The 12,219-nt window shown below is 63.9% G+C and carries 13 protein-coding genes and 1 other RNA gene; 9 read left to right on the top strand and 5 right to left on the bottom strand.

The window, feature by feature from the left end:
• Nucleotides 1–87 precede the first annotated feature (87 nt).
• The 3 genes from FMA36_RS04460 to thyX form a co-directional block, all read right to left on the bottom strand.
• A complete protein-coding gene (locus FMA36_RS04460) occupies nucleotides 88–702 on the bottom strand; it encodes an MlaC/ttg2D family ABC transporter substrate-binding protein (protein ID WP_130732092.1) in 615 nt (204 codons plus the stop codon).
• A gap of 18 nt (nucleotides 703–720) precedes the next feature.
• On the bottom strand, nucleotides 721–1,458 hold the full coding sequence (locus FMA36_RS04455; RefSeq protein ID WP_159263604.1) for an MlaA family lipoprotein: 738 nt from the start codon (nucleotides 1,456–1,458) through the stop codon (nucleotides 721–723).
• A gap of 416 nt (nucleotides 1,459–1,874) precedes the next feature.
• On the bottom strand, nucleotides 1,875–2,831 hold the full coding sequence (gene thyX / locus FMA36_RS04450) for an FAD-dependent thymidylate synthase (protein ID WP_159263602.1): 957 nt from the start codon (nucleotides 2,829–2,831) through the stop codon (nucleotides 1,875–1,877).
• Between the two features lie 296 nt (nucleotides 2,832–3,127).
• Here thyX and ssrA point away from each other — a divergent pair.
• The 4 genes from ssrA to FMA36_RS04430 all read left to right on the top strand — a co-directional run bounded on the left by ssrA (nucleotide 3,128) and on the right by FMA36_RS04430 (nucleotide 6,444).
• Nucleotides 3,128–3,449, top strand: a transfer-messenger RNA (tmRNA) gene (gene ssrA / locus FMA36_RS04445).
• A 194-nt stretch (nucleotides 3,450–3,643) separates the two neighbouring features.
• On the top strand, nucleotides 3,644–4,231 hold the full coding sequence (locus FMA36_RS04440; RefSeq protein ID WP_159261125.1) for an SspB family protein: 588 nt from the start codon (nucleotides 3,644–3,646) through the stop codon (nucleotides 4,229–4,231).
• 137 nt (nucleotides 4,232–4,368) lie between these two features.
• Complete coding sequence (locus FMA36_RS04435) at nucleotides 4,369–5,988, top strand: fumarate hydratase (RefSeq protein ID WP_206065263.1); 1,620 nt, start codon at nucleotides 4,369–4,371, stop codon at nucleotides 5,986–5,988.
• A 63-nt stretch (nucleotides 5,989–6,051) separates the two neighbouring features.
• Nucleotides 6,052–6,444 (top strand): VOC family protein, encoded by a 393-nt coding sequence (locus FMA36_RS04430; RefSeq protein ID WP_061272305.1) that lies wholly within the window; start codon nucleotides 6,052–6,054, stop codon nucleotides 6,442–6,444.
• An 89-nt stretch (nucleotides 6,445–6,533) separates the two neighbouring features.
• On the opposite strand, the gene FMA36_RS04425 is transcribed toward FMA36_RS04430, so the two are convergent.
• Both FMA36_RS04425 and FMA36_RS04420 read right to left on the bottom strand, forming a co-directional pair.
• The gene (locus FMA36_RS04425; RefSeq protein ID WP_159261121.1) at nucleotides 6,534–7,028 is read right to left on the bottom strand and encodes a kinase inhibitor; all 495 of its coding nucleotides are present in this window, start codon (nucleotides 7,026–7,028) and stop codon (nucleotides 6,534–6,536) included.
• 63 nt (nucleotides 7,029–7,091) lie between these two features.
• Complete coding sequence (locus tag FMA36_RS04420) at nucleotides 7,092–7,319, bottom strand: hypothetical protein (RefSeq protein ID WP_061272309.1); 228 nt, start codon at nucleotides 7,317–7,319, stop codon at nucleotides 7,092–7,094.
• 343 nt (nucleotides 7,320–7,662) lie between these two features.
• Here FMA36_RS04420 and queA point away from each other — a divergent pair, with 343 nt between their 5' ends.
• Genes queA through FMA36_RS04395 form a run of 5 tightly spaced genes read left to right on the top strand, consistent with a single transcriptional unit; the run spans nucleotide 7,663 to nucleotide 12,084 of the window.
• A complete protein-coding gene (queA, locus tag FMA36_RS04415) occupies nucleotides 7,663–8,721 on the top strand; it encodes a tRNA preQ1(34) S-adenosylmethionine ribosyltransferase-isomerase QueA (RefSeq protein ID WP_159261118.1) in 1,059 nt (352 codons plus the stop codon).
• On the top strand, nucleotides 8,718–9,878 hold the full coding sequence (tgt, locus tag FMA36_RS04410) for a tRNA guanosine(34) transglycosylase Tgt (protein WP_159261116.1): 1,161 nt from the start codon (nucleotides 8,718–8,720) through the stop codon (nucleotides 9,876–9,878). Before queA ends, tgt begins: the two co-directional genes overlap by 4 nt.
• Nucleotides 9,878–10,945, top strand: coding sequence for a tRNA epoxyqueuosine(34) reductase QueG (gene queG, locus FMA36_RS04405; RefSeq protein ID WP_159261114.1), 1,068 nt, complete (start codon nucleotides 9,878–9,880; stop codon nucleotides 10,943–10,945). The genes tgt and queG overlap by 1 nt, the downstream gene beginning before the upstream one ends.
• Entirely contained in the window at nucleotides 10,942–11,241 is a 300-nt protein-coding gene (locus FMA36_RS04400; protein WP_240906474.1) for a ribbon-helix-helix domain-containing protein, read from the top strand. Before queG ends, FMA36_RS04400 begins: the two co-directional genes overlap by 4 nt.
• Before the next feature lie 27 nt (nucleotides 11,242–11,268).
• Nucleotides 11,269–12,084, top strand: coding sequence for a TerB family tellurite resistance protein (locus FMA36_RS04395; protein WP_159261112.1), 816 nt, complete (start codon nucleotides 11,269–11,271; stop codon nucleotides 12,082–12,084).
• Nucleotides 12,085–12,219 lie beyond the last annotated feature (135 nt).

Raw genomic sequence — 12,219 nt, 5'->3', positions numbered from 1 at the left:
ATGCGCCCTGGCCACCATCATTAAAAAAGCCGGTATGAAACCGGCTTTTTCATGGTCTTTGTGCGCCTGCGCATGGAGAAGAGGTTTTTAGTGGTGGTTGGCGATCTGCTTGTCGAGCGCGCGCAGCAGGGCATCCACATTGCCGCCATTACGCGCGATGAAGGAGCCGTAATCCTGCCGCTGGGTCAGGCGCAGGCTTGCGCCTTCGCCCACCACGTCCACCACCTTGGGGCTGCCGCTGGCGGTGCTGATGATCCACTGCGTATCAGCGCCCGGCTGGCCGGGGCGGTTGATGACGGTGGAGACAGCCGTGTCATCGCCCGAGGGCGCGCTTGAGCCCACCACGAAGGTCACGCCGCGATAGTCGCCAATCTTGTCGGTAATGGCGTTGACCAGCACCTGATGGAACAGCTTGATGTAGCGGGCCTGCTGGTCCGGGGTGGCGGTGCGCCAGTAGCGGCCAAGGCAGTAGCGACCGATGGCATCAACATCCACATACTGTTCGAGCAGGGGCAGGATGTCCTGCTTCTTCTTTTCCAGCGAGATGTCGCTGTTGACCACGCCAACGAGCTTGCTGCCAAACATGGTGACGAAGGAACGGGCCTGCGCGCCGGCATCAACCGCCCATGCTGAAGCAACAGGCATGGTGGCGAGTGCTGCCAGCAGGGCCAGTGCGTGGCGACGGGGGATGAATCTCTGCATCGCTGTGTCCCTTTTTGGTTATTTCGTGTGGTACCAGTCAGGCACGGTGGCCCGATGGTCGTTCTTTATGGCTTCGGCCATCGCCTTGCGCTGCTGCTGGTAGGCGCTGCGGATGGTGGCGTAGGGATCGAGCGAATCCTTCATTACCTGATCAAGCGCATCGACATTGGTGGCCATGCCGTTGATGGTGCCCATGATGTTATAGGCCCAGTTGAAGGTCAGCAGCCCGTAGCCACGTGGCACGTAGTTCCAGGGCGAGAGGCCCACGTCGATGCCGTAGCCGATGCCATCACGGAAGGAGGACGGCCCCAGCACCGGCAGGAACAGGTATGGCCCGGAGGCCACGCCCCATGTGGCCAGGGTCAGGCCGGCATCGTTGTCATGATGCTTGTAGCCTGCGTAGTTCGCCACATCGATCAGCCCGCCAATGCCTGCGGTCATGTTGATGCACCAGCGCACGAAGGCGTCACCCGCGCGGCGGGGCTTGCCTGCGCCCACGTCGTTGAAGAACACCACCGGCTCGTTCATGGTCTGGTACAGGCCGCCAAACGCATTGCGCAGCGGGCGCGGCACGGCCCAGATATAGGCCTTGGCCACCGGGCGCAGGGTGTATTTGTTGGCCCACATGGTCAGGCCGAAGGCCTTGCGGTTCAGCTTTTCGTAGCGGTCGTTGGCTTCCTTGTATTCAGCCAAAGCGTCCGGGTCGGTGGGCGGGGGGGCCGCGCATGAGGCAAGCCCCAGCAGGCCCAGCATCACCCCCACGACGCGCAGCGCCGGACGACGCGGGGACGGGAACGGGCGGGACGACCAAGAATTCGATCCTGTCTCTGCGCGCATACTCGTTTCCGCTTCCCTCTGTCTTTGCTTCACCGTCATGCAGGCATGGCGGGGTGGCCCAATGTGTTTGCAAGAATCCTGAACCGGGCGATATCGCCCCTTTCTTGCGTCACTCTCTAGCATGGGATGGCTGTTGTGCAATCCGCTAGCCCGATGATGAGGGAAGATTGTGGCTGCCCTGCAGGATGCACATGGGGCCGAACCCGGCCCGGACGGGCCTCGGGAAGGGTGATGCTGGCAGAATTGCCGCGTTGGGTGTGACGTAAAATCCACATCCCCTCAACGCCACCGCAACGGAGCGGTGGCACGGGATCACGCTTTGTTGAACGCGCCGGTCAGCCCTGGCAGACCAGCCGGGACGCAATTTCGGGGAACATTCCGGCAAGTTCGCGCGCCTCGCGCTTGCTCAGCCCATGGCTTGCAGGATCAACGTCCTGGCCATTCATGGCCGCGCGCAGCACGCGCAGCGCCGGGCCGGACAGCAGAACGGCATCGCGCATGTAGTCGGTAAACGCCTCGAAGGTGAACGGCGCCCATTTTTCCACGATCTGCAGGATGGCATCGGCATAGGCGCGGATTTCGTACTGGGCGTGGCTGTCGGCGCGCAGCCGCAGGAAGTGCAGCAGGTTCCACAGGTTAATCTGCCAGTAGAACTGCGTCATGATGTTGACCGGCAGGTTCATGCGCGCAAGCTCGCGGGCGATGGCGGGGCGTGAGGGGTCGCGCTTCTCGCCGTTTTCGTCCTCGTTAAGCAGGTCGAGATAGTGGTCGTAGCAGCGCGAGGCGTCATCGCGCAGGATGTCGAGCACCTGCCGGGCCTGCTCGGGCGGCAGGGCATCGGCGCGGCCCTGCTTGTTGTTGGTGGACTGGGCGGCGATATCCTCGGGGCGGGGGAAGTAGAATTCCTTCTCCAGCACGGAGTAGCGCGCCGAGTATTCATTGATGCTGGCGGTGCGGTGGCGGAACCACTGCCGGGTTACGAAAATGGGCGCGCGCACATGCAGCTTGATTACGGCCAGCTCGAACGGGCTGGTGTGGCGGTGGCGCATGAGGTAGCGGATCAGGCCCCGGTCATCAGACGTGCTGCGCGTGCCCTTGCCGTAGGAGACGCGCGCCCCCTGCACGATGCCGCTATCACCGCCCATATAGTCCACCGCGCGCACGAAGCCGGTCTCGAGCACGGGAATGGGGGAATACAGCACGTCTTCCACCGCGGGCACGACCAGGCGACGGGTCTGGGCCCATCCGGCGCGGGCTGTCTCGATGGCCGATTTCTGCTCGCTGGAAAACATGTGTCCTACCGCCTCGTTCATATGCATCACCACAAGGACGCGGGCCATACCATATGGGCCAGACCATATAAAGCGGCACGTCGGGCCAACAGCCTGCATGGCCTGTCCGGGCAGTATGGCTCTGGCCCGCTTTTACGGCGGCATCATGGCGCATGCAGGCGCGTAGGGGCAATGATATCCACGCTGCAACAGGGCCTGTAACCGCCATGAGCGGCCTCCTTGCGGACAGGCATGAAAATTCCACCTCTCGCGGGTGGATAAAATTGTGGCTGCTGCACCGCACCCCCGTTCACGTAACCCTTGCCAGATGCAGGGCGAATGCCTATGTTGCAAAGTGCAGGAGGGGCTTGCCCCTTGGCTATGGCGATAAACGGCGCGTGGAATAAGTGTTGTGGACCCGGGGGCGGTACCCGGCGTCTCCACCAGTTTCCCTCCAGGTGGGGGATATGGGGACGAAACAGGCTCGACACGCATGGTAAAGACCCGCCTTTTGCCCGGCATTGTACCACCGTTATCGGGCTAAATTACAAGTGCCAACGATAACTCAGAGGTGCTCGCTGTCGCTGCATAAGCGATAAGCGCGGTTCGGGAGGGCACCGGGCAACAGAAGCCCTCCCACCTTTTCTTCTGCTCATGTTAGGTTGATGGTGCGGTATCCGCTTCGTGAAGGGATGCCGCGCGCCCGTGGCTTGCCATGCCATGAAGTTTGACGCACAGCTTGGTGCTGTGGCACGGCGTGGTCCGAACCCGCATGTCTGCAAAAATCCGTTCCGGGTCAGCATTGCCCGGGCGGATGTACGGAGAAGTCCGAAATGTCCGATGATCACGACGAGGAAAACGGTTTCGATGCCGCCATCCCCGACAGCCTCATGCCTTATGATTCCTGGATCGAGGATTCATATCGCCATGTCATGCTGCGCGCGCTTGATTACGCCGCAGCCCACGGCCTGCCCGGCGATCATCATTTCTATCTGACATACAGGACCGACTGGCCGGGCGTTGAAATGCCTGATCGCCTGCGCGCGCAGTACCCCCACGAGATCACGATCGTGCTCCAGCACCAGTTCTGGGATCTCAAGGTGGACCGCGCCCGCCAGATTGTCTCGGTCGGGCTGTCATTTGGCGGAATTCCCTCCACGCTGGTGATTCCGGTGGCGGCCATCTCCGCCTTTGCCGATCCGCATATCCGCCTTGCCCTGCGCTTCAGCGTGCCAGAGCAGCCGCCCGTGGCCGCCGCCCCCGAGGGCGAAAACGTGGTGCCGGTACAGCCCGCCGCTGCCGCAGCACAGCCTGCCGCGGCCGTAGCGGAGGAAGGCGGGGCCGAGAAGGACAGGGGCGAGGGCTCGCAGGTCGTAAGTCTTGCCGCCTTCCGCAAGCGTGGGCCGGGCGGGCCGGGCTGAGCCACATCAACCATCCGGGTGCGCCGGATGCACCGGACGCGCCCTGATTCCATAACGCCGCCACCCGGAACCAATCCGGGGGAAAAGGCAGAGGAGAGTGTCCGTTGAACGTATCCGCACCCGCGCGCAAGCCATTCATGTATGGCCCGCTCTTTCCGTTGCACGATGATGATACGCCGTGGAAGAAGCTTGAGATCGAGGGCATCACCACCTCGGTCCTCGCGGGCCGCACGGTGGTCCATATCCGCCCCGAGGCGCTGACGGCACTCGCCGCCCGCGCCTTCAATGACGTGGCGCACCTGCTGCGTCCCGGCCATCTGGCGCAGCTTGCAAAGATCCTGAAAGACCCCGAGGCATCGGAGAACGACCGCTTCGTGGCGATGGACCTGCTCAAGAACGCCTGTATCGCGGCAGGCGGCGTGCTGCCCATGTGCCAGGATACCGGCACCGCCATCGTGTATGGCAAGAAGGGCCAGCGCGTGTGGGTGGATGGCAATGAGGAGGAAGCCTTCTCGCGCGGGGTGTACGACACCTATACCGGCACGGCGCTGCGCTATTCGCAGATGGCCCCGGTTTCCATGTTCGAGGAAGTGAACACCGGCACCAACCTGCCGGTGCAGTTCCATATCTCGGCCACGCCAGGCGACTACCATGCCGAGCAGATGGATCTGATGTTCATCGCCAAGGGTGGCGGGTCGGCCAACAAGACCTTCCTGTTCCAGGAGACGCGCGCGCTCCTGTCCAACAAGGAAAACCTGCTGAAATGGCTGGATGGCAAGATCCGCACGCTCGGCACTTCGGCCTGCCCGCCTTACCACCTTGCGGTGGTGATTGGCGGCATGTCCGCCGAGCAGAATCTCGAGACCGTCAAGCTTGCCTCCACCCGCTGGCTCGACAGCCTGCCCACCGAGGGCAGCGTGCACGGCCATGCCTTCCGTGACCTTGAGATGGAAGAGGAAATCCACAAGCTGACCCAGCGCCTCGGCATTGGCGCGCAGTTTGGCGGCAAGTATTTCTGCCACGATGTGCGCGTGGTGCGCCTGCCGCGCCATGGCGCGTCGCTGCCGGTGGGAATCGGGGTGTCGTGCTCGGCTGACCGGCAGGTCAAGGCGCGGATCACGGGCGATGGCGTGTTCCTTGAACAGCTCGAGACCGATCCCGCCCGCTTCCTGCCCGAAACCACGGATGACGACCTCGAGGGCGAGGCGGTGCAGATCGACCTCAACCAGCCGATGGACGAGATCCGCCGCAGGCTCTCGCAGTACCCCGTGCGCACGCGTCTGTCGCTGACCGGCACGATGGTGGTGGCGCGTGACATCGCCCACGCCAAGTTCCGCGAGCGGCTGGAAAAGGGCGAGGGCCTGCCGCAATACCTCAAGGATCACCCCGTTTATTACGCCGGCCCGGCCAAGACGCCCGAGGGCATGCCCACCGGCGCGTTCGGCCCCACCACGGCAGGCCGCATGGACAGCTATGTGGCCATGCTGCAGAAGGCGGGCGGCTCCTATGTCATGCTGGCCAAGGGCAACCGCTCCAAGGCCGTGCGCAATGCGTGCCAGGAATATGGCGGCTTCTATCTCGGTTCCGTCGGCGGCCCTGCCGCACGCCTTGCGCAGGACTGCATCCGCAAGGTCGAGGTGCTGGAATACCCCGAGCTGGGCATGGAAGCGGTGTGGAAGATCGAGGTCGAGAATTTTCCGGCCTTTATCGTGATCGACGACAAGGGTAATGATTTTTATGATGGCCTGACCGGCTGAACGTCACCCGATGGGGCGTCCGGCCTGCCCGTCGGGCCGGACAACCGAAGGTTAGGGAGCGCCATGCGTTTTACCGTCGATCGTCTTGACCACCTTGTGGTGAGTGTGCGGGACCTTGAGGTCTCGGCCTCGTGGTACCAGCGCGTGCTGGGCATGGAGCGCGAGGAATATGGGCGCAACAACCGCACGGCGCTGAAATTCGGCGGCCAGAAGATCAACCTCCGCCCCCACGGGGCCGAAGGGTGGGTCACGGCGGAAGATGCGCTGCCCGGCACCAATGACCTGTGCTTCACCACCGCGCTCAACAGCGTGGATGTGATTGAACACCTGGAAAAATGCGGCGTGCGCGTGACCGAGGGGCCGGTAGCCCGCCTTGGCGCGCTCGGGCCGGTGACCTCGGTCTACTGCCATGACCCTGATGGCAACCTGATCGAGATTGCCTCATATCAGGGGTAGTAACGGATAAAAGTTTTTGAGTGCCGCCTTTTTTCAAAAAGGCGGCATTTTTCGAAGCTTTTTGAAAAATGCTTCACCAAAAACTTCTCTTATTTCGGCTTCTTGCCATACACGGCCGTAAGCTTGGCCGAGCCCAGGCTATGCTGGTTGATCACAAACCCCACCATGGCGCCCGAGGCATCGCTCGGCAGTTCGATCTGCGCGATATCAAGCGCGTGGATGGTGAAGATGTAGCGATGCTCCGGCCCGGGCGGGGGCGCTGCACCGCCATATACGTTGCCACCAAAGTCGGTGCGCGTCATCTCGGCATGTTCGGGCAGGTTGTTGTCGCCCGAACCAGCGCCTGCGGGCAGCGAGGTGACCTCGGCAGGGATGTTGATGACAACCCAGTGCCACCAGCCCGAGCCGGTGGGCGCATCGGGGTCGTACATGGTGATGGCAAAGCTCTTGGTGCCCGCAGGCGGGTCCTGCCATGCCAGCGGCGGCGAGATGTTGCCGCCGCAATAGCCCATGCCTTCAAACACCTGCGCTTCAGGCAGGCGGTCGCCATCGTTGAAGGAGCGGCTGGTCAGTGTAAACGTCATGTGGGTTTCCTGCTTTTCGTGCCGGGGTTGGCGCGAATAGGGGGAGGGTAATGGCGCCTGGAATTACCAGTTCTGGCTGATCAGCCAGAATTCTTCCGAGGTCAGGGTAATGACCTGGTCGTTGTTCTTGCTCTCGGCGGCGGCGCGGGCCAGGGCCTCGATGCGCTGGATCATGATGGTCTTGCGCTGGTGGGCCTCGCTGCGGTCCTTTTCTTCCACCGTTTCGAGCACATGCAGTGCAGTCTTGCAGGCGCGGGCAATACGGACGGCATCAAGGGCGGCGTAGGACATGGGCTAACTCCATAAATTGCGCGGCATCCGGCGCGCCGGGTGCAGGCGGGGAACATTCCCGTATGGGAATCGCTGCCGCATTGTGGCTTTCCCGGCTGCGTCTGTCCAACGCCGCCATGCAGCAGGCGCAGGAAGCCTAGTGGAAAAAGGAATAAAAGTTTCTGGGTGCCACCTTTATTTCAGAAAGGCGGCGTTCTTCGAAGCTTTTTGAAAAAAAGCTTCGCCAAAAACTTTTGCATGATTTGCAGCACATGCAGTGGGCAGGCTTTTCCAGCAGCTTCTTTACGCGGGCGATGAGAGTTCGTACTGGCAACCGGGGTGCGGATTCCGTAAAGGGTGCCGCATGACGGATCTGGTTTCTGATTTCGACTTCACCCTCCCGCCCACGAGCATTGCCGATCACCCGGCCCGCCCGCGTGACAGCGCGCGCCTGCTCGATGTGCCCGGGCAAGGCCCCTTCATTGACCGCCACGTGCGCGACCTGCCGGGCTGCCTGCGGGCGGGCGACATTCTGGTCGCCAATGACACGGCGGTGATCCCCGCCCAGCTTGCCGCCATGCGCGGCGAGGCGAAGATCGGCATTACACTCGACCGCATCCTGCCCGATGGTTCATGGCATGTGCTCGCCCGCAATGCCCGCCGCCTGCGGCCGGGTGATACGCTTACCTTCGGGCGCAGTCCTGTCACGGCGGAGGTCATCAGCCGGGGCGATGCAGGTGATGTAACCCTGCGCTTCAGCGCCGAAGGGGCAGCGTTCGACCAGTTCCTGCATGATGCAGGAAAGCTGGCCCTGCCGCCCTATATCGCCCGCCCCGATGGCCCGACCGAGGAAGACCGCAAGGACTACAGCACCATATTCGCCCAGCACCGGGGTGCGGTGGCCGCCCCCACGGCGGGGCTGCACTTTACGCCGGAGCTGCTGGCCGCCCTCGATAAGGCAGGCGTCATCCGCCAGACACTGACCCTGCATGTGGGCGCGGGCACCTTCCTGCCCATGCGCAGTGACCAGATTTCCGCCCACCGCATGCATGCCGAGCGTGGCACCATCTCGCCGCATGCGGCCCGGCGCATCAATGCCGCGCGCGCGGCAGGCGGCCGGATCGTGGCTGTGGGCACCACCTCGCTGCGCCTGCTTGAAAGTGCGACGGATGAAAACGGCATCGTTCACCCCTTTCATGGCGAGACGGCCATCTTCATCAAACCCGGCTACCGCTTCCGCGCGGTGGACATGCTGCTGACCAATTTTCACCTGCCGCGCTCGACCCTGTTCATGCTGGTCTGCGCCTTTGGCGGCTACCATCGCATGCAGGCGGCCTATGCCCATGCCATTGCCAGCGGCTACCGCTTCTATTCCTATGGCGATGCCTGCCTGCTGCACCGCACCGAGGGAGACCTGCCATGACCACCTTCAACTGGCGGCCCGAAGCGCGCTGCGGCCACGCCCGGGCGGGCTGGCTCGATACCGCGCATGGCACGGTTGCCACCCCCACCTTCATGCCCGTGGGCACGGTGGGCACGGTCAAGGCCATGACGATGGACAGCGTGCGCTCGACGGGGGCAGGCATCGTGCTGGGCAATACCTATCACCTCATGCTCCGCCCCGGCGCCGAGCGGGTGCGCCAGCTTGGCGGACTGCATCGGTTCATGGACTGGCCGGGGCCGATCCTGACCGATTCGGGTGGGTTTCAGGTCATGTCGCTCGGCCCGCTGCGCAAGCTCGACCCCGATGGCGTAACCTTCCGCTCGCATATCGATGGCTCCAAGCATCGCCTCACGCCCGAGCGTTCGACCGACATCCAGCATGCGCTCGATGCCACCATCAGCATGTGCTTTGACGAATGTCCCGCCCTGCCTGCAGCGCCGGAGGTCATTGCCCAGTCCATGCGCATGTCGATGCGCTGGGCGCAGCGGTGCCGCGAGGCGTTCGTGCAGCGGCCGGGTTACGCGCAGTATGGCATCATCCAGGGCGGCACCGAGCCGGAACTGCGCGCCGAGAGCGTAAAGGCGCTGACCGGCATCGGCTTCGAGGGCTACGCCATTGGTGGCCTTGCGGTGGGCGAGGGGCAGGAACTGATGTTCTCTACCCTTGAGGCCACCGTGCCGCTCATCCCCGATGGCAGCCCGCGCTACCTGATGGGCGTTGGCACACCCGATGACCTGCTTGGTGCCGTGGAGCGCGGGGTGGACATGTTCGACTGCGTCATGCCCACGCGGGCGGGGCGCACGGCGCGCGCCTACACCGAGCGCGGCACGCTCAATATCCGCAACGCGCGGCATGCCAGCGATTCGCGGCCCATCTCGCCGCATTGCGACTGCCTGGCCTGTTCGCGCCACAGCCGCGCCTACCTGCACCATCTGTTCCGCGCCAACGAGATGCTCGGCCCGATGCTGCTGACATGGCACAACATCGCCTATTACCAGCGGCTCATGCGCGGCATGCGGGCGGCCATTGTCGATGGCACGTTCGAAGCCCATGCCGCCCACCTGCGGGCGCAATGGGCAATGGATGACTGGAGTGGGGATGAAATGCCCTTTCCCGACATCCCACCCGTGGCCTGATGGCACAGGCGTCGCCTGATCCGGCCCGCCTTGCGGTCCGCATTGCAGATCACGCGCGCGCGCTGGGTTTTGATGCCGTGGGGTTTGCGCCCGCCCGGCTCGATGAGGCGACGCGCGCGCGCCTTGCCGCCTTTGTGGAGAATGGATTTGCGGGCAGCATGGGCTGGATGGCCGAGCGCATGGCCCAGCGCGGCGACCCCGCCACCCTGTGGCCCGAGGTGCGCAGCGTGATCGCGCTGGGGCTGAACTACGCGCCACAGGGCGATGCACTGGCCACCACGCGGGTGCCTGATGCGGGCAATATTTCGGTCTATGCCCGCAACCGCGACTACCATGACGTGGTCAAGGGCATGCTCAAGCATCTGGCGCAGTTTGTGGTGAACGAGGGCAGGCGGGCAGGCAGCGAGACGCAGGTCAAGGTGTTTGTCGATACCGCCCCGGTCATGGAAAAACCGCTGGCGCAGAATGCGGGGTTGGGCTGGCAGGGCAAGCATACCTCGCTGGTGTCGCGGCAGCACGGGAGCTGGCTGTTTCTGGGCGAGGTCTACACCACGCTCGACCTGCCGCAATCCGCCCCCTCGGGCGGCGGGTGCGGCAGTTGCACCCGCTGCCTTGAGGCCTGCCCGACCGATGCCTTTCCCGCACCCGGCGTAATGGATGCACGGCGATGCATCTCCTATCTCACCATCGAGAACCGCGACCCGATTCCCGTTGAGCTGCGCCCCGCCATGGGCAACCGCATCTATGGCTGCGATGACTGCCTTGCCGTCTGCCCGTGGAACCGATTCGCGCAGGCCACCAGCCACATGAAGCTCGCCGCGCGTGATGACCTGCACGCCCCTGCGCTGGTGGAACTTGCCGGGCTGGATGATGCAGGCTTCCGGGCGCGTTTTTCCGGCTCGCCCATCAAGCGCATCGGGCGCAACCGCTTTGTGCGCAATGTGGCGGTAGCCATTGGCAATAGCGGGCAGGCGGCCCTGCGCCCGGTGGTGAGCCGCCTGTGCAATGACCCTGATCCCGTCGTGGCAGAGGCCGCCCGATGGGCCACGCTGCGGCTGCCTGCATGAGCGAGCCGCCCGCCATGCCGCTGCCCGCCCAGCGGGCTGCCCGGATGCTGCACAAGCGCAGCCTCAACCTGTCGGGCCACCGCACCAGCGTGGCGCTGGAGCCGGAGTTCTGGCACGCGCTGCACCTTATTGCCCAGGCACGCGGTCTGGCACTTGCCGCCCTTGTGGGGCAGGTCGATGCCGCCCGCCCGCCAGACCGGCCTCTGGCGTCTGCCCTGCGGGTGGAGGCATTGCGCGAATGGATGCCAGCCCTGCCCGAAATGGCGGGTGCGGACGGGCAAGATCAGTTGGGTTGACCGGGCAAACCGTGCTAGCGTCGGGGCATGGCAATCTGGGGCAAGATTTTTGGTGGCGTTGCGGGGTTCGCGGTTGGCGGCCCCATGGGCGCGGTCGTGGGCACGGCGCTCGGGCACGCAGCGGATAACGGCTCACTGCTGGAAACCCCCGCAGGCGGCTGGACCGATCGCTGGGGCCCGCGGCTCAATGCCGACCCCAACGGGGCGGCCACCTTCATGGCGGCCAAGATGGCTGCGGCCATGGGCAAGCGCGACCAGTTATACGGGCTGGTCATCATCATCCTGTCCGCCAAGGTGGCCAAATGCGACGGGTCGGTGAACCGCGCCGAGATCGACGCCTTCAAGCGCCGCTTCCATCTCCCGCCCGAGAACATGAAGGAAGTGGGCCGCCTGTTCGATAACGCCCGCCAGCGCACCGATGATTACAGGGCTTTCGCCTCCGAGTTGGGCCGCGCGTTTGCCAACAAGACCGACATGCTGGAGGAGGCGCTGGCCGCGCTGTTCGTCATTGCCCGTGCTGACGGGCCGGTCAACATGCAGGAGGAAGCCTTTCTGCGCGGCGTGCACAAGGCCTTCAACCTCAGCCCCGGTGCATGGGACCGCGCGAGCGAAGGCGGTGCCCGCCCCGGCGTGAGCGAAATCGATGCCTATGAGGTGCTGGGCATTTCACGCGATGCGAGCAATGACGAAGTGCGCGTGGTCTGGCGCCGCCTCGTGCGCGAGCACCACCCCGATGTGCTGGCCGCGCGCGGGGCGAGTGAGGCCATGCGCGCGCAGGGCGAGGCCCGGATTGCCCAGATCAATGCGGCGTGGGACCGGATCAAGCGGGATCGCAAGCTGTAGTTTGTGTAGTTAAACGGTTCTTTTTTATAAAAAAGAACCAGAAAATTTCTGTTTTTTAAAAACCAATCAAAGTTTTTGGTGAAGCTTTTTTCAAAAAGCTTCAAAAAATACCGCCTTTAAAAAAGGCGGTATCAA

The sequence above is a fragment of the Komagataeibacter xylinus genome, from assembly GCF_009834365.1.
GTDB lineage: Bacteria > Pseudomonadota > Alphaproteobacteria > Acetobacterales > Acetobacteraceae > Komagataeibacter > Komagataeibacter xylinus_D.
This window is presented reverse-complemented; position numbering and strand designations above follow the sequence as displayed.